This is a genomic window from Nitrospira sp. Nam74, from assembly GCF_965152615.1.
On sequence record NZ_OZ224220.1, the window covers coordinates 4,681,080 to 4,696,961 of the forward strand.

At 57.4% G+C, this 15,882-nt stretch carries 14 protein-coding genes; 4 read left to right on the forward strand and 10 right to left on the reverse strand.

The genetic code is table 11. The features are described from left to right. Positions 1-131 precede the first annotated feature (131 nt). The gene (locus tag ACWHYZ_RS22090) at positions 132-1,457 is read left to right on the forward strand and encodes a UDP-glucose dehydrogenase family protein (protein ID WP_447984821.1); all 1,326 of its coding nucleotides are present in this window, start codon (positions 132-134) and stop codon (positions 1,455-1,457) included. Here ACWHYZ_RS22090 and ACWHYZ_RS22095 read toward each other — a convergent pair. The 7 genes from ACWHYZ_RS22095 to ACWHYZ_RS22125 form a co-directional block, all read right to left on the reverse strand. Then, positions 1,454-2,170 carry a HEAT repeat domain-containing protein gene (locus ACWHYZ_RS22095; RefSeq protein WP_447984822.1) on the reverse strand — a complete coding sequence of 239 codons (717 nt, stop codon included), beginning with the start codon at positions 2,168-2,170 and terminating at the stop codon, positions 1,454-1,456. The genes ACWHYZ_RS22090 and ACWHYZ_RS22095 overlap by 4 nt on opposite strands. Positions 2,171-2,186: 16 nt before the next feature. Then, positions 2,187-2,945, reverse strand: coding sequence for a HEAT repeat domain-containing protein (locus ACWHYZ_RS22100; RefSeq protein WP_447984823.1), 759 nt, complete (start codon positions 2,943-2,945; stop codon positions 2,187-2,189). Between the two features lies 1 nt (position 2,946). Beyond that, positions 2,947-4,056, reverse strand: a complete 1,110-nt coding sequence (locus ACWHYZ_RS22105; protein ID WP_447984824.1) for a HEAT repeat domain-containing protein — start codon at positions 4,054-4,056, stop codon at positions 2,947-2,949. Positions 4,057-4,125: 69 nt separating this feature from the next. Next, entirely contained in the window at positions 4,126-5,211 is a 1,086-nt protein-coding gene (locus ACWHYZ_RS22110) for a HEAT repeat domain-containing protein (RefSeq protein WP_447984825.1), read from the reverse strand. Positions 5,212-5,235: 24 nt separating this feature from the next. Beyond that, complete coding sequence (locus ACWHYZ_RS22115; protein WP_447984826.1) at positions 5,236-6,603, reverse strand: HEAT repeat domain-containing protein; 1,368 nt, start codon at positions 6,601-6,603, stop codon at positions 5,236-5,238. Positions 6,604-6,620: 17 nt separating this feature from the next. Further along, positions 6,621-7,043 (reverse strand): hypothetical protein, encoded by a 423-nt coding sequence (locus ACWHYZ_RS22120; protein WP_447984827.1) that lies wholly within the window; start codon positions 7,041-7,043, stop codon positions 6,621-6,623. A 5-nt stretch (positions 7,044-7,048) separates the two neighbouring features. After that, positions 7,049-8,104 carry an alkaline phosphatase family protein gene (locus ACWHYZ_RS22125; RefSeq protein WP_447984828.1) on the reverse strand — a complete coding sequence of 352 codons (1,056 nt, stop codon included), beginning with the start codon at positions 8,102-8,104 and terminating at the stop codon, positions 7,049-7,051. A gap of 163 nt (positions 8,105-8,267) precedes the next feature. Here ACWHYZ_RS22125 and ACWHYZ_RS22130 point away from each other — a divergent pair, with 163 nt between their 5' ends. Beyond that, positions 8,268-9,530 carry a hypothetical protein gene (locus ACWHYZ_RS22130; protein WP_447984829.1) on the forward strand — a complete coding sequence of 421 codons (1,263 nt, stop codon included), beginning with the start codon at positions 8,268-8,270 and terminating at the stop codon, positions 9,528-9,530. Between the two features lie 14 nt (positions 9,531-9,544). Here the strand turns inward: ACWHYZ_RS22130 and ACWHYZ_RS22135 are convergent, their stop codons facing one another. The 3 genes from ACWHYZ_RS22135 to ACWHYZ_RS22145 all read right to left on the reverse strand — a co-directional run bounded on the left by ACWHYZ_RS22135 (position 9,545) and on the right by ACWHYZ_RS22145 (position 13,868). Then, entirely contained in the window at positions 9,545-10,429 is an 885-nt protein-coding gene (locus ACWHYZ_RS22135; protein ID WP_447984830.1) for a peptidoglycan-binding domain-containing protein, read from the reverse strand. 329 nt (positions 10,430-10,758) lie between these two features. After that, complete coding sequence (polA, locus tag ACWHYZ_RS22140) at positions 10,759-13,437, reverse strand: DNA polymerase I (protein ID WP_447984831.1); 2,679 nt, start codon at positions 13,435-13,437, stop codon at positions 10,759-10,761. A 20-nt stretch (positions 13,438-13,457) separates the two neighbouring features. After that, on the reverse strand, positions 13,458-13,868 hold the full coding sequence (locus ACWHYZ_RS22145; protein WP_447984832.1) for a PGPGW domain-containing protein: 411 nt from the start codon (positions 13,866-13,868) through the stop codon (positions 13,458-13,460). A 49-nt stretch (positions 13,869-13,917) separates the two neighbouring features. Between ACWHYZ_RS22145 and hutH the strand changes: the two genes are divergently transcribed. Both hutH and ACWHYZ_RS22155 read left to right on the forward strand, forming a co-directional pair. Beyond that, positions 13,918-15,495: a histidine ammonia-lyase gene (gene hutH, locus ACWHYZ_RS22150; protein ID WP_447984833.1), complete on the forward strand. Its 1,578-nt coding sequence runs from the start codon at positions 13,918-13,920 to the stop codon at positions 15,493-15,495. Next, positions 15,492-15,881, forward strand: a complete 390-nt coding sequence (locus tag ACWHYZ_RS22155; RefSeq protein WP_447984834.1) for a hypothetical protein — start codon at positions 15,492-15,494, stop codon at positions 15,879-15,881. Before hutH ends, ACWHYZ_RS22155 begins: the two co-directional genes overlap by 4 nt. Position 15,882 lies beyond the last annotated feature (1 nt).

Genomic DNA, 15,882 nt, shown 5'->3' on the forward strand with positions numbered 1-15,882 from the left:
CTGTCAATGAAACGGCGTCTACATCAGGCATGGCGCATTGCACCATAGCTTCTTGCAACACCGTCACCCCGTTGCTATACTTCAGCCCCCGGTATTGCTCGGTTCCTTCCCTACACAATGACAGGAGCCTTATGTATATCAGCGTGATGGGTACAGGGTATGTCGGATTGGTGACCGGCGCGTGCTTTGCCGAATTTGGTCTCCATGTGACGTGTGCGGACATCGACGCCAAGCGGATCGCCCGGCTCGAGAAAGGGGACGTGCCGTTTTATGAACCGGGTATCACCGAGCTGGTGATGAAGGGGCTGAAAGAAAATCGCCTTCACTTCACCACCGACATTGCGAAAGCCGTCGAAGAGGCCCTCGTCATTTTCATAGCGGTCGGCACACCGACGCGCTCCGATGGTTCGGCCGATTTATCCTACGTCGAAGAAGTCGGACGCGGCATCGCGCAGGCCATGACGAGCTACAAAGTGATCGTCACGAAGTCCACCGTCCCCGTCGGAACCGGAGAAAAACTGCGCGAGGTCATCCGTACCCATCAGAGTAAACCTTCTCGATTTGATGTAGTATCGAATCCGGAGTTTCTGCGCGAAGGCTCTGCTATCGAGGATTTTTTACGTCCAAACCGCGTCGTCATCGGCGCCGACAGCGCCGAAGCCGTTGCGATTATGAGAGACCTCTATCGCCCGCTGTACCTCATTGAAACGCCGTTTGTCGTCACCGACATTGCGACGTCGGAAATGATCAAATACGCCTCCAACGCGTTTCTCGCCACGAAGGTCTCCTTCATTAATGAAATGGCAAACCTCTGCGAACAAGTTAATGCCGACGTGCAAGTCGTGGCGAAAGCCATGGGACTGGACCATCGGATCGGATCTAAGTTTTTGCATGCGGGCCCCGGGTTCGGAGGCTCGTGCTTTCCCAAAGATGTGTCCGCATTAATTCAGACGGGAGAGAAGGTCGGTTGCAACATGGAAATCGCTCGCGCCACATCGCGTGTGAACGAGCGGCAGCGGCTGTTGATGGTGGAGAAGATTCAGACGGCGATGGGGGGACTGACAGGCAAGACCGTGGCTCTCTTGGGCCTGTCGTTCAAACCCAACACCAACGATTTACGAGAGGCGCCGGCCATCGCCATTGCAGAACGGCTGCTCGCTGAAGGGTGTGCCGTACGGGTGTACGACCCGGCGGCGATGGAAGAAGGCTCGAAGCTCTTGCGCGGCGCGATCCCATGCGCAGATGCATATGACGCGGCGCACGGCGCGGACGCGCTGGTGCTCATGACCGAGTGGAATCTCTTCAGGAATTTGGATCTGCCGAAGATCAAGGCGGCCTTGCGGCAACCGCTCTTTATCGACCTCCGGAATGTCTATGATCCCGAACGGATGGCCGCGATGGGATTTCAATACATCTCAATCGGACGCCCGCCGCGAAAACCGGTTACGGCAACTTAAATGGCCGCCTGGCCAAGCTGTTTGATCTCCACCTTCTCTTCTTTGACCTTCGGCTTATACCCCATGCGATCAAGGACCTTGAGAATCCTGGTCTTGAGCCGGTCATCGGCTTCCCCGAGTGCGGTAGCCAGGGGCTCGACCGCCGGCTTGCCGATCTTGCGGATAATCTCCGTTGCGGATTGGCGCAATTCGTCCTCGTCGGAGACCAGCAAAGGAATGAGCTGGGAAACGGAGGGCGCACCGAGCTTGATGAGGGAATCATAGGCTCGCTGGCGGATATCGCCCACTTCATCGGAGAGCGCCTCGACCAAGGGGCCAACCGCGCGCATATCTTTCAGTTCGCCCAAGCTTTCAGCCGCATACTTGCGATTCAGCCAATGGGTGTCCTTTAAATCCAGCAGCATCGCATCCGCCTTGGCAGCATTGGGATCCTTTGAACGGATACGAAAGCTTTTGGCGATCCGCTTGCCATTTTCTTCCACGACGCGAATGGTGGCGCCGTCACCGGGCTTCAGCTTCTTCAGATCCTCGAGCGCCCCCTCGTCGACATCCAGCACTACGGTCTTGCCGTCATACGCGAGTAATTCGACCTCGAGTTGCTTGGCCGCAGCATTGACAGAGACAATCTTTTCGGTGACGAGGTTGAACCCGTCCTTTTTCTCTCCCCCTTTGGGACCAATCTGTATAAGCTTGATCGGAGCCTCGTCGGCCATGGTGCATCCTTTTCGTTTATGGGTTTGTCGGTTTCCAGCCCAGGCTCCCCAATGCGCCTTCAGCCGTTTCCTGAACCATTTCATTCTCATCTTCAAGCAAGGGTAAGAGGGGATCCACGGCCCGTCTATCACCGAGCCTCGCCAGCGACTCTGCCGCATTCCTGCGCACGAGCCAATCTTCGTCCTTCAGTGCATCGATCAATGGGGCGACGCCTCGCGCATCGCCGATTTTGCCGAGCGCTTCCGCTGCATGGCGGCGGACCATCCAGTTGTTGCCCATGAGGCCGTCGATCAAGGCCTCCACGGCACGTACGTCGCCAATCTTTTTCAAGACTCTCGCCACGTCCTCTCGCACCATGCCATCGGTCAACGCCTCGACCAGACCGGGCACGGCTCGGGCATCGCCCAACCGCTCCAGGGCCCAGACCGAGGCGGTCCGCACCGCCCCATCGCGATCTTTCAAGGCCTTCACCAATGGCTCCACACCGCGAGGGTCTTTGAGCTTGCCCAGCACCGAGGCGGCTTGTTCGCGGACCGACCATTCATCATCTTGCATTGCCTCAATCATGGGCTCTACGGCCACAGGCCCCATGCGAACAATCGCGCTGGCCGTCGCCTCGCGAATGACCACATCCTCATCGGCCAACAGCGCCATAAGTTGCGGCAGCGCCTCCATGCCCATTTGCCCAAGGCTGGCCGCTGCATGATCGCGCAAGGCTTCATTCTCATCCCGCAGAGCCGATACCAGCTGGCTGATGCGCTCGGTTTGCTCCATCTCACTCATCCTCATCTTGGTGGCCTGCCGCCTGGGCGACCGACTCCTCTTGTGCCGCCATGGCTTGCAACTTGTTCACAATCACACCCGCATTATACGAAATCAACCCGTCCCGATCCGTTTGGAGCCGTTCAAATAAGTCGGCATACGGCCGGAGACGCTCCGCATCTTTCACTTTCGCAAGCGCTTCGACCGCAAAGACCCGCAGTGGACGAATCGGGATCAGTTCTACATAAAGATCCACCGGACGCGCATCACCGATTAGTCCCAGCGCCTTTAGCGCCAACTCTTTTACTCCCGTATCCTTATCCACCCGGAGCCGCTCCATCAACGGTTCCACCGCGCGCACGTCACCGATTTTCCCGAGCAGGTCGACCGCCGCTTCGCGGACGACCCAATCATCATCATTCAAATATCCAATGAGAATTTCAACGCTCGGACGGCCGATTCCCAACAGGTCGATAATCGTAGACATCCGCGCATCTTCTCGCTCAGATGATTCTTCGACGCTCCTCAGCGCGTCGAACGCCTGATCGATGCGCTCCTGAATGGCACTCAGCTTTTTCAGGGTCCGCACCGCAATGTTCTGTAGAATAGGATCGGTCATCGCGTCGACCAACGCGTCAGCCGAGCGCGGGTCCAACAGATGTTCGAGGATATCGGCAGCCGTCAGACGAGCGGTCTCATCAGAATGCTTCAACATGGCCGTAAGCGGTCTGATCGCCGTGGGCGTGACACCAAGGAGATGGACGATCACGTTCCGCTGTTCATCGTCCCGGCACTCGTGCAAATGCTCAACGAGCGCGGTCGCCGCCACGGTATCCATGACACCGGCTAACTGCTCCAGCGCAATCGCGCCGGCTTTGCGCACGGCCGGATCATCATCGCTCAACAGACGCACTAAAGGAGCACCGCCCTGCGGATCTTTGACGCGCGCCAGCATGCCGGCCGCTTCGATTTTTAAAGGCGCCGGACCGGTCTCCAAGACATGGATCAAGCCTTCGACGGCTTTCGGACCGCCAGCCAGGCACGCCGCCGTTGCGCGCATTCGCCGCCAGTCTTCTTCGTGTACGAGTTCGGAAATTAGAGTTTCGAGTGATTCTTTCGGCATGATCCCTTAGAAAAACACGGCGTGATCAGTGAAGCGCTTGTTCAATAATCACCCCTCATTCGCCGCTCATCACGAGACTCGTCCCGCTCTCCATCCCAATTGACTGAGGGCCTCTTTCGCATAGTAGACGATATTTTGGTCGCGCTCTTTCTTGATGATCTCGAGAAGAAACGGAATCGCCGAAGGCCCAAATCGCGTCAGTGCCGTGGAGGACTCCGAGCGGGTCACGGTGTAGCGTAGCGCAGCGATTAAGGCAGGGATCGCCGTTTCGTCCCCGATATCGCCCAGGGCGCGGACCGCCAATCCCATGACGATCATCTCTTGATCCCATCGATCCCCGCATCCATCAAGCGGCCGGCTCTGATCCGGCCGGCTCGATCCGTTCACAATTTTCACGAGCGCCGGCACTGCACGCCGGTCGCCGATTTTGCCAAGAGATTCCACAGCGACCGGCCTCACATCGAGATCATTCAGTGCTGTCAGGAGATAGTCGACTGCCCGTGAGTCTCCGATATCCCCTAGTGCACGAACGGCATCAGTTCGGACCGCTGTATCCGGGTCGTTAAACAAGACAAACAACAATGGCTCGACGGTGTCCGGCGATCGCATCTTCCCCAGCGCTTCAATGGCATGGAGCTTCACGAGCCACTCCTTGCTCTGAAGCGCTTCAAGTAAGGGAGGCACGGCCGCCGCGCCGATACCCGCCAGCGCCGCAGCTGTTTCGACGCGAACAGCTTTCACTTTATCCTGTAGTAACGGCACCATCGGAGCGATGCACCGTGGCTCAGCAATCCGGCCAAGACCTTTCGCTGCATGCATTCTGACAATCCAGTCGCTGCTGGACAGCGCGCCGACAAGGACATCCAGCACACGGCTGTCTGCAATCGTCGCCAGAATGGACGTCGCAGATTCCTGAACCGTCAGATTCGAATCTTCCAGACAACAACCTAGCGCGGGAACAGCCGCCTCACCTATGGCCCTCAGGGCTTGCATGGCCGCTTCGCGCACGGCTCGATCATCATCGCCAAGCAACTGCACAAGTGGCCCGACGGCCCGCGCATCGCCGAAGGTTCCCAGGGTCGCGGCCGCTTCCTCACGAACGGCCCAGTCTTCATCCTTCAGCGCAGCAATCTGTTCGAGAACGCTGTCTGCCATGGTGAGCACATAGGCGCCGCGTCGTTACATGGCCCCCTTGGCGAGATCGCCGGACGGCCCAAAGCGACCGGTATCCCCCAGGGGCATATTGACGCGTAGATTGTCGGCTTCGCTGGAATTGACCGTTTCATCCTCCTGGGGTGGCTCCCATCCCAGTTTCTTTAAGGTCTCTACAACCACTTGCTTGAGCGCATCGGCCAGGGTCAGTCGGCTTGTTGCAAAGGACATGACCCGCTCGCCTTCCGTTTCCACTTCCGAGGCTTTCGGGTCGTGCAGGAATGCCACCAACGGCTCGATGGCCGTATCGCCGATGAGCACGAGCGACGCTGAGGCGCGATCGCGCAAATTGGCATCTTTCAGGAGCATGATGAGGTTGGGGATCACGCGCGGATCGCGAAAGTGCCCCAAGGCCGTCGCGGCCGCCTCCTTGATAAAGGCTTCCTCGCTGACGATACAACCGGGCGTCGGTGTCCCATCCTGAGGAATGCCCTTGCCTTTCAACGCAGCCAACACGGGCGGCAGTGCCCGCGCATCGCCGATCATGCCGAGCGACATAATGGCATGCCGCTTCACTGCCCCGTCCTTCATGGCTTCGATCAGGCCATTCACGGCGCGCGGATCGCCGATCATGCCCAACGCGATCGTGGCATCCTCGCGGACCGCGCGATCAGGGTCCTTTAACATGTCGAGCAATTTGTCCACCACCTTGGGATGCTTCACCCAAGACCGGCCGATCTGATAGTCGGTAGTCATGCCGCCCAATGCGCGGACGGCGTGGCAGCGCACGACAAAATCCTTATCAGCCAGCGCGTTGAACAAGGGGTCGACCGATGGCTCCCCAATCGTGACGAGCGCCGTCCCGGCCGTCTCTCGAACGGTTTTCGACGAGTCCCTGAACAATCTAATGAGCGCCGGCACGGCTTTCTCAGCACGGATTTTCCCCAAGGCTTCAGCCGCCGCGCTCTTCACCGCCCCATCGCGGTCACGACACGCCACGATCAAGGGGTCCACCGTTCGAGCGTCTTTAATGTCTCCGCAGGCTTTGGCGGCATGCTCGCGCACACGCCAACGCTCGTCTTTTAACGCGTGAATCAGCCGCTCCACGGTCGGCTCGCCCAGATGAACCATTGCCGCCACAGCCTCATTGCGGACTTCCATGATGGGGTCGTTGAAAAGGCCTATCAGGGCTTCGACTGCCTTTGGACCGCCGATCTTCGCCACGGCCCAGCCCGCCAGCGTTCGAACCGACCAGAAATCGTCTGCACAGGCCTGGAGCAGCGGCTCCAGCGTACTGGAGTCGGCAAGTTCGGCCAATGTCTTCGCTGCCTCTTCCCGCGTCGCATCGTCGACGTCTTCCAGGGCTTCGAGCAAATCATCAATTGCCGGTGTCATGGCAGAACCTCTTGCAACTATTTGAAGCTATATTCAGGCTGACCGCCATAGGGCTGCGTTCTGCTGCATTTGATCGTCAACTTTTGCGTCCCGCGCCCGGACACGCATTGATCTAGCGTCGTCGGAAATTCCAACACCCCATCCAGGTTGATGGTAAACGGAAAATCAAAGGTGAATGTTCCAAATCGATACGAACCGGGCTTGAGCTTGAGTTCGCGTGCCGTGCTCGTACGATACGCCTCGGTGTTTTCAGGATCCATGCTCCATATCAATGGCGTGACGCCCGGCACATACCACCAGCTCGGCGGATGCAGCGTGGTCGCATCAATGGTAATGGTATGTTCCTTGGTATAGGCAGCCGGGGGACCCGCCTCGGCAATCGCCACTGCCGCCACGGTAAGGTATGCGCAGAGTGTGAGAAGTAGTCTGATGCGTTGCATGGTAATTACTGAACCGCTGAAGGGGGTGAAGGCTGATCTGCCGCGGCAGTCCGGGCCGATCGGAAGATTTCCTCAACGGGACGACTGTCCCATTCCGTATAGGTTTCCAACCCCAGCGTGCGTAACACGGTGGCGCCGGTGTCCAGGATCGAAACAGGCTGTGCGATCGTATGCCCCGCTTTGATGCCTGCCCCAGAGGCCAACCAAAGCACATGAGGCGGCTGCGATGCGCTCTCGTGATCATTACCTTTTGCCTGCACCGATCCCATATCATTGAGCGAAGTGACGAGTACCGTCGTCCGGTTGTACAACCCAAGCTCTTTGTATAGATCGAGCACCGAACCCATGGCTGCGTCCACAGTCTTTAATGCATCGCGATACGGCTTCGCATTCCAGCCATCCGCTTCACCGGCGCGAATAGGTTCGGGTAAATGGACGACCAGGAAATGCGGTAGCGACAAAATCGCATGGCCATAGCCATGTCCACTGGTCGCCTTCTTAAAGTATTGACGGATATAGCTGACCAGGGTCGCCGGACTGCATTCAGGCTTCAGCGGCCCGCACATTTGATAATCCGTATACGGCTCCGGCTTCGCCAACTGATAGAGCGACTCATCCATAAAAAAAATCGCGCTGTCCTTGCCGCCGCTCAAATCCAGATAGTCAAAGACGGTGGGCGGCCGAGGATAGCCACGAATAAAGTCGAAAGCATTCCAAGTGATCCCGTGCTTCTCGACCGGCATGCCGGTAAAGAGCGACGCCATGGCCGGCAAGCGAAGCGGTGGCGTTACCGCAGTGGCCGACCAGGTGACCGACCCATCCTTCACAAGCCGACTCAGTACCGGCATCGCACCTGTTTTGAGGGAATCTTTTCCGACACCCTCAAGGACAAACAGGATCACATGTTCCGGCTGAATATCAGGTTGTGACGCCTGCTTGGCGTCCTTGGACGGAGCGGCGCCCGTCTTCGCGGCATATCCTACGGGGAGAATGGGAACCCCAAAGAAAAGTCCTATCGCGAATATCGTTGTGAGTATCACACCCGATTTAAGAAAGCGCATACACACCCACTATATTCAGGTTCCACTGGATCGAAGCCCTGTAACTTATCATGCGCATTTTCGGCCGGTCAACCCTTCGCGGGCTTGAACGGCAAGCCGATTCGGCCTCATGCCTGTCGTTCGCTCCATTGAACATCGCCGCGGATTCAGGTAAAGATTCGCTATGCCGATCGGGAACAACTTTCAACACGCGGCGTATTCACGATCCGATCCGGGAGACCGAGTCGGATATCGAGAACTGGTCGTCGGTGCACCTGCGGATTCGTTGGCCTGGCAAGACGCCATGGCTCAGATGGGGCGTGAGCTCGCTCAGGCCGGTGTGCGGATGGTAGTCTTTCTGCACGGCACAGCATCCGGAACCGATGTGTTCGGCATGCAACGTCTAGACGAAGTGGGCGGATTAAAGCGCGGATACTCCCGCGGGATCGCCGGTCTGGATGCACTGCTCGCACTTATGCGGGACGGCACCAACGGCGTGTCTGCCTTGAAAGATGCAACACCGCCTCTCCCGGATGACGAGTCGACCAAACGGTTGATCGATAATCAGGCCGGAGACGCAGCCAATTTTTCGCACGCCTATGTCGAGCTGTTCAGGAAAGCCATCAATCGATCAACCGAACGACCGATAGATTGCCAGCGCATATTATGGTCGTCGGAACATCATCACATTGGTCGATCACAAGCAGCCATACAGGTTATCAGTCGGCTGCGGGCCCTTGCGACCGAACAAAAGCTCCAACCAGCCGACCGTATCTTAGTGCAAGCCCACGGTCATGCCGGTCTCGTGATGGCGTTGGCCTCGAATTTAATGGCGCCCAACCAGTCGCCCGTCCGCGCCTCGTTTTTGCAAGCACTCAAGGCCTATTCAACGCACACGGGCAAGTCGACACCAGACATTGACCTGCTCGAACAGTCGCCCGATCAGGCCCTAAATGGCGCCAAGCTCGATGTCGTCACATTCGGAACGCCAGTGCGTTATGGGTGGGATCCTTCCAGCCTTGGTCAGTTGCTGCACATCATCAACCATCGTCCAATGCGAGTCGACGGGAAACGTTGGCTGGCCAAAATGGAACTCCCGCAGATCACCATGGAGATGCCGATCGCGTGGGGCGGCGATTATGTTCAGCAGCTCGCAGTCGGAGGAAGTGATGCCGTGCCGGCCTCACCCGAGGCGAAGGCTGTGAACAAAATTCTGTGGGAACTGTTGGAGCCCTACGAAGGGTTTGAACGCTGGCTCGAATGTGCGCGCAAAAGCGTGCGATGCCACAACGACGGCCGTTGCTTGCTGGTGGACTACAAGGATTCGACGGCGATAAGCAGCGCGAAGGACCACATCTATGGTCATGCGGCGTACACGAGAATGAATACGATGCTGTTTAATACGACGGAAATCATGCGAAGTCTGTATGTACCGGTAGGCACCTGACACGTACCGCAGCCCTACTCCTTCGCATCTTCAAAATTAAAATCTCCTGTCTTCATGATACGGCGGTATCCCTCTTTGCGGGCAGGATCCAAGTTATTCCATATCGTAACACCATCGTCTAAACGCAGTGTCACGTCTGGGCCACCTGAACGCCGACATGGCTCCCCGATAGTGCGAGTGCGTACACGTGTCACCGTCTTTTGCGAGCGGCTCAGTCGTAGGGTTTCGGTGACGCAGTCCCGCTCTTTTGGTTTGGTGACAATTTCCTGATCATCCCATCGTTCCACTTCTTCATGGTCCATGCTCAGAATGAGCTGATTGCCCTCCCCGATCATTGCGGTCGATTCCAGGCAGAAGTTCCATTTCCGGCTACATTCGATGTGTGTCGTGTGGAGAGACATCTCTTCGCGGCCGTTCGCGGTCGTCCACGTGCCACTGGCCGAGACAGACGCCTCCCACCCATCCCCGGCAAACACGGCAGGTGGCAATTGCACGGGAAGCTGTTCGAGCCAATCCGCATCCTGTAGCAGCTTCTTAAGAGTCGGATAATCGAGCTCCCCGCTCCCCGACAATTTATTCGATTCTTGGTAGTACTGAACGGCCCGTCTGGTTTTGTCATCGAATCGACCGTCAAACGGTCCGACCCCATACCCGAATCGTCCAAGCAACATCTGAGCAACCATGATCAATCTTCGCCGTTCTTTGGGATTGGCGCGCACCTTGTCCAATTGTGCCATCACTGCGCGCTCCTCATCTGCCTCGCTCGGGGAACCGGTAGGCTCTTCGCCCAGCAGACGATTCACTGGTCGGACCGTTGGATCGGCGCCTCTTCCATCAGCATCGGCGGATAGAGAAGGACCGAGCATGAGCGAGATGCAGAGTAAAACCAGAACAGGCATGGAGTATGTGCTTGGCATAGGCACCTCGCTCATGGTTGAGAAAAACAAGAAATCCGTAGAGGAGAAATCGCAACGAACCGCCACAAACCAGCAGGATGTCGAAAAAGCTGTTCAGCAAGGTCCACTGTGCGCATTGCGGCGCCGAAACGTCAGCATAGAGGTCAGGATGTCCCCAAAGCCCATCCAACGAGGCCGCAGCGAATGAGGAGCTGAAGCGTACTGTTACCGTACGGTGAGCTCTGAGCGACGCGAGAACAAAGCTGGGGGAAATGGCGCATCTTGGCTCGGCTAGGGTCGGACGGATGCAATAGTGCTTTTTCAACATCCTCTTAGGGATGTGCTTGCCGCCAATTGCAGCCGACGCCGATATCAATCTTGAGCGGCACTGTCACGCCAAGGCGGACGCCGGTCTGTTCCATTTCCGACTTGGCAAGTTGCTTGGCTTGCTCTAGATCCGGCTCCGGAGCTTCGAAGATGAGTTCGTCGTGAACCTGGAGGATCATTTTTGTGGTGGGAAGCTCGCTCTTCAACCGAGCACCTACCGCAATCATCGCCATTTTGATGAGATCGGCGGCAGAGCCTTGAATGGGATTGTTGATCGCCATACGCTCGCCAAACCCGCGTTGCGTCGCATCCGGGCTGTTCAACTCAGGAATCGGCCGGCGGCGGCCTAAGATCGTCGTGACATAGCCGGTCCGTTTCGCCTCTTCGAGCGTACGATCCATAAACGCTTTCACACCTGAATACCGCGCAAAATACGCATCGATGTACTCGCGGGCTTTCTGCTGGGGAATGCCGAGTGTCTGCGACAATCCGAACGGACTAATGCCATAGAGAATGCCAAAGACAACCGTCTTTGCGATTCGCCTCATTTCTCGCGTGATCTGTTCCGGGACAAGATTGAAGATATCGACCGCCGTTGCCGTATGGATGTCTTCACCTCGTTCGAACACCCGGAGTAGACGTTCGTCACCGGAGAGATGCGCCAAAATGCGAGGCTCGATCTGACTATAATCCGCCGCAATCAGTACATGACCCGGCGCGGCGATAAAGGCTTCACGAATGCGCAGGCCATACTCGCCCTTGACGGGAATGTTTTGTAGATTGGGTTCTGTGGATGACAAACGCCCCGTCGCCGCCACGGTTTGATTGAGCGAGGTATGGAGGCGGCCTGTTTCCGGATTCACCAACGCCGGCAGCGCATCGATATACGTGGACTTCAGTTTGCTCAAGCTGCGACACGCCAGAATATGAGCCGGCAGTTCGTGTTGCGCGGCCAGTTGCGTGAGCGTGTCTTCATCCGTTGAGTAGCCGGTCTTGGTTTTCCGGATAGGCTTGAGGCCCAATTTCTCAAATAGGATCGCGGCGAGCTGCTTGGGGGAATTGAAATTGAACGACTCACCGGCCAGGGCAGTGATCGTGCAATTGATGCGGTCCATTTCCCGATCCAATTCCTTGCCCAAATTATGGAGCACGTTCACGTCCAGCGCAAAGCCATTGCGTTCAATTTCCGCAAGCACAGGCACGAGAGGCATTTCGACGTCTTGGAACAAACGCCAACTCCCCTGCTCCACGAGCCGGTCCTTGAGAATAGGGACCAGACGGACAACCACAGCGGCCGCTTCAGCCGCCTCCGCAGCAGACCCCTCATGTCGATTGAATAGATCGGCAGGCGGCTGATCCGACTCCTCGGCTTTGGCGGCGCCCAGATGATAACCCAGTACATCAAGCGCGACCGCCTCCAGTGTGTAATTTCGACGGTTGGGATTCAGCAGATAGGCGGCAATCATCGTATCGAACCAGGGCGGCGCGAGCGGCAGGCCGCTTCTCTGTACGGCCAACAGCGTCGGCTTGGCATCGTGCAGGGCCTTGAGACGCGTTTGGCTCTTTAATACATCCCCAAGGAGAGCCGGGAAATCCCCGCTCCCCTTCAGTCGAGCAAAAGCCGTCGTTCCGTTCGCCAAAGCCAAGGCCACACCACGTACGTCTGCTCGCACACCCATGGCATCGTCCAACACGCAATAAACGGCGATCGAATCTTCGGGCCCCATGGTGTCAATCGACCCGGCGAACATACGCGCCGCCGTGGGATCGCCCACGTTCATGACGTCGGCGCCCAGGGCCACCGTGGCCACAGACGGCTGAATCGCTTTCAGGAGCGTGGAAAACTCGAGTTCCTGAAGGAGCGCGATAAGCGGTTCAGAGGGAGGGGGCATGAGCCGGAAGGCTTCGCAATCAAACTCAATGGGACAATCCACCTGAATGGTGGCGAGGCGGCGGCTCAAGCGCGCCATGTCCGACTGTGCCAGGAGGAGATTTTTTGCTTTGGTCGGCGTGACCTCATCGATTCGCTGCAGGAGTTCTTCAATCGTCCCGAATTGGGTAATCAGCTTGGTGGCGGTCTTCTCGCCGATGCCTTTGACGCCTGGAATGTTATCGATGGTGTCCCCCATCAAACCCATAACTTCCACCACCCGGGCCGGTTCCACGCCAAACCGCTCTCGGCATTCGGCCTCGCCGAACCATTTATCTTTCACAGGATCGTAAATGCGGACCGTCGGCGCCAGCAGTTGGAACATGTCCTTGTCGCTAGTCACGATCACCACATCGAAGTCTGCGGCTTCAGCTTTGCGCGCGAGCGTGCCGATGAGGTCATCCGCTTCCAGTCCGACTTGCCGAATCACCGGCACCGCCATCGCCTGCACGACACGATGGATCAAAGGGATCTGTGCCTGCATGCCGTGAGGCATTTCGGGGCGCTGCGCTTTGTATTCTTTGAACTCCTCATGTCGCTGCGTCGGCCCCTTTTCATCAAAGACGACCGCTAAGCAATCCGGGGTATGCTCGCGGAGGACTTTCAATAACATCGTTGTAAAGCCATAGACGGCGTTGGTCTGCTGACCTTTGGAGTTGGAAAGCGGGGGCAGTGCAAAAAACGCCCGATAGATATAGGCGCTTCCGTCGATCAAATAGAACGTCTTGCGTGTGAGGTGTTGCGCGCCAACCATGATGAACGGTGACGAAATGGCTACGAATGATGCGCGACCGTGAGCGGCGGTTGGCCGAACTTTTCGCGCACCTTGTTAATGGTGTTCAGGACGGCCGGCTGGCCGATCAGTTTCCGTTCTAATTGGCGTTTCCCTGGAAAATCAACGAGAGAAATGCCGATCAGCATGGTAAGAATCCCCTGTCCGGGCAGAACCAACATCGCAATGCCGGCTGCCAGCAAGACGAAGCCCGCCACATTTTTGACGACATGGCCGATGAGCCTGAGAACGGGATGATGATTCTCCATCCATTTTCGCGGATGGCGTTCGTCAAAATAATTCGGGGGCAGTCGAACTAAGATCAAGGGAATGGCGATCAGGCTTCCAATAAATCCAACGATGGAAAGGATGACTAGGCCTGAGAGAATGTCTTTCGATAAGAGTGCCTCCATCGGTGGTTATCCTAGCATGAGAAACGGGCAAAGGGCTATAATCCGCCCGATGAGCCCTGCCGCACGCACATCAACACACACCGCACTCTTACTGACCGGGGAAGATCTCACTCCATCTCAGTTCCTCGAAGTCGTCCACCGGAAGCGACTGGTCCGGTTGTCGCCTGAAGCCGAGAGACGGATGAAAGCCGCTCACCGCGTGATCCAACGCGTCCTCACGCATCCTGAGCCTGTATATGGCGTGACCACAGGCTTCGGCAAACTGGCCGACCAGCGCATTTCTCTTTCGGATATCGCCCAACTACAGCTCAACTTAGTTCGAAGCCATGCGGCCGGCGTCGGCGATCCCCTCACCCCGGAAGAAACCCGTGGCCTCCTCTTGCTTCGGGCCAATGTCCTGGCCCGTGGCCATAGCGGAGTACGGCCGTTGGTGGCCGATTATTTGCTCACGCTCTTGAATCGCAATATCCTGCCGATTGTTCCATGCCGCGGGTCGGTCGGTGCGAGCGGTGATCTCGCTCCGTTGGCGCATCTTGCGCTCGTGCTGATCGGCGAAGGGGAAGCGCTCGTGAACAATCGGCGTCTGCCGGGACGGGCCGCGTTGGCACATGCAAGGCTACAACCACTCCAACTCCAAGCCAAGGAAGGACTTTCACTGGTCAATGGGACCCAGGCCATGCTGTCGCTCGGCTTGTTGGCGCTCCGTCGATGCGAGCAGTTGGTCGATACGGCGGACGTCGCAGGCGCGTTGTCTGTCGAAGCGCTCAAAGGTACGCCGGTTGCTTTCGAACCGCGTATTCAAAAACTGCGTCCCTATCGCGGGCAGCAGACTGTCGCCGCCAATCTATCCGCGCTGATGGCGGGCAGCGCGATTCGCGCCTCACACGTCGGCTGTCCGCGGGTGCAAGATGCATACAGCCTGCGGTGCATGCCCCAGGTGCACGGAGCGGTTCGCGATGCGCTGGATCACGTCCGCGCGACGCTTGAGATCGAGATCAACAGTGTAACGGACAATCCTTTGGTCTTTCCGGATCGCAATGAAGTCGTGTCGGGAGGAAACTTTCATGGCCAACCGTTAGGGTTGGTCTTAGACTATCTGGCGATCGCGATGACCGAGCTGGCGAGTATTGCCGAACGGCGCATCGAGCGGCTCATCAATCCGGAGTACGGCGATCTGCCGCCATTTCTCAGTCCGCAGCCGGGCTTGCATTCCGGCTTTATGCTGGCGCAAGTCACAGCCGCGGCCTTGACGTCGGAGAATAAAGTCCTCGCCCATCCGGCCTCGGCCGATTCGATTCCCACATCCGGCAACCAGGAAGATCATGTCAGCATGGGGATGGGTTCGGCATTGAAGCTACGACAGATCGTGTCGAACGTTGAATATATTCTCGCGATCGAACTGATATGCGCCGCGCAAGGCGTCGACTTTCATCGCCCGCTTCAACCCGGTGTCGGGAGCCGCCTTGCGTTACAATCCATTCGTCGACGGGTCCCTCGTCTCACACAAGACCGCGTGCTGGCCATTGACATTGAACGGATTCGCGCGCTCGTTGCTGACGGGGTCTTCAGTGGCGTTCTACCTGCCATTCGCATGTCGACATCCATTCGACGAAGGAGAGTCCCATGAAGAGACTGAAGAATCTTCCTGCTATCCGCGTCGTGGCGACCTTGATCCTGTGTGTCGAAAGTCTGTTCCTGCCTGCTTCGTTTGCCGCGGACCCATCGGTATCGACCGTACCGGACACCACCACAACCCAAGACCTCGAGATTGAGATCACGAAAAAGGGGCTCGGGAAGGAGGTCTCCCTTCGAAAAGGGGTAAAAGAGTGGTTCATGCTCGTAGAAGTGACGCCCGAAAACACGGTCGTCATTCGGCAAGAAAAAGAAAACGATGCGTATCTCGTGGACGAGAGCGAAACTCACGATCGGCCGCTTACCGCCAGCGAGGTGGACACCGTCATCGATGATTTCATTAACAGCGTCAAGACCCAGACAAAATTAAAACAGAAGTAAC

Coding starts and splice junctions, on each gene's coding strand:
- polA (WP_447984831.1), bottom strand. CDS start 13,437: ATGGTTGGCGCGCAACACCTCACACGCAAGACGTTCTATTTGATCGAC.
- ACWHYZ_RS22095 (WP_447984822.1), bottom strand. CDS start 2,170: ATGGCCGACGAGGCTCCGATCAAGCTTATACAGATTGGTCCCAAAGGG.
- ACWHYZ_RS22155 (WP_447984834.1), top strand. CDS start 15,492: ATGAAGAGACTGAAGAATCTTCCTGCTATCCGCGTCGTGGCGACCTTG.
- ACWHYZ_RS22120 (WP_447984827.1), bottom strand. CDS start 7,043: ATGCAACGCATCAGACTACTTCTCACACTCTGCGCATACCTTACCGTG.
- ACWHYZ_RS22125 (WP_447984828.1), bottom strand. CDS start 8,104: ATGCGCTTTCTTAAATCGGGTGTGATACTCACAACGATATTCGCGATA.
- hutH (WP_447984833.1), top strand. CDS start 13,918: ATGAGCCCTGCCGCACGCACATCAACACACACCGCACTCTTACTGACC.
- ACWHYZ_RS22145 (WP_447984832.1), bottom strand. CDS start 13,868: ATGGAGGCACTCTTATCGAAAGACATTCTCTCAGGCCTAGTCATCCTT.
- ACWHYZ_RS22135 (WP_447984830.1), bottom strand. CDS start 10,429: ATGCCTGTTCTGGTTTTACTCTGCATCTCGCTCATGCTCGGTCCTTCT.
- ACWHYZ_RS22090 (WP_447984821.1), top strand. CDS start 132: ATGTATATCAGCGTGATGGGTACAGGGTATGTCGGATTGGTGACCGGC.
- ACWHYZ_RS22130 (WP_447984829.1), top strand. CDS start 8,268: ATGCCGATCGGGAACAACTTTCAACACGCGGCGTATTCACGATCCGAT.
- ACWHYZ_RS22100 (WP_447984823.1), bottom strand. CDS start 2,945: ATGGAGCAAACCGAGCGCATCAGCCAGCTGGTATCGGCTCTGCGGGAT.
- ACWHYZ_RS22115 (WP_447984826.1), bottom strand. CDS start 6,603: ATGACACCGGCAATTGATGATTTGCTCGAAGCCCTGGAAGACGTCGAC.
- ACWHYZ_RS22105 (WP_447984824.1), bottom strand. CDS start 4,056: ATGCCGAAAGAATCACTCGAAACTCTAATTTCCGAACTCGTACACGAA.
- ACWHYZ_RS22110 (WP_447984825.1), bottom strand. CDS start 5,211: ATGGCAGACAGCGTTCTCGAACAGATTGCTGCGCTGAAGGATGAAGAC.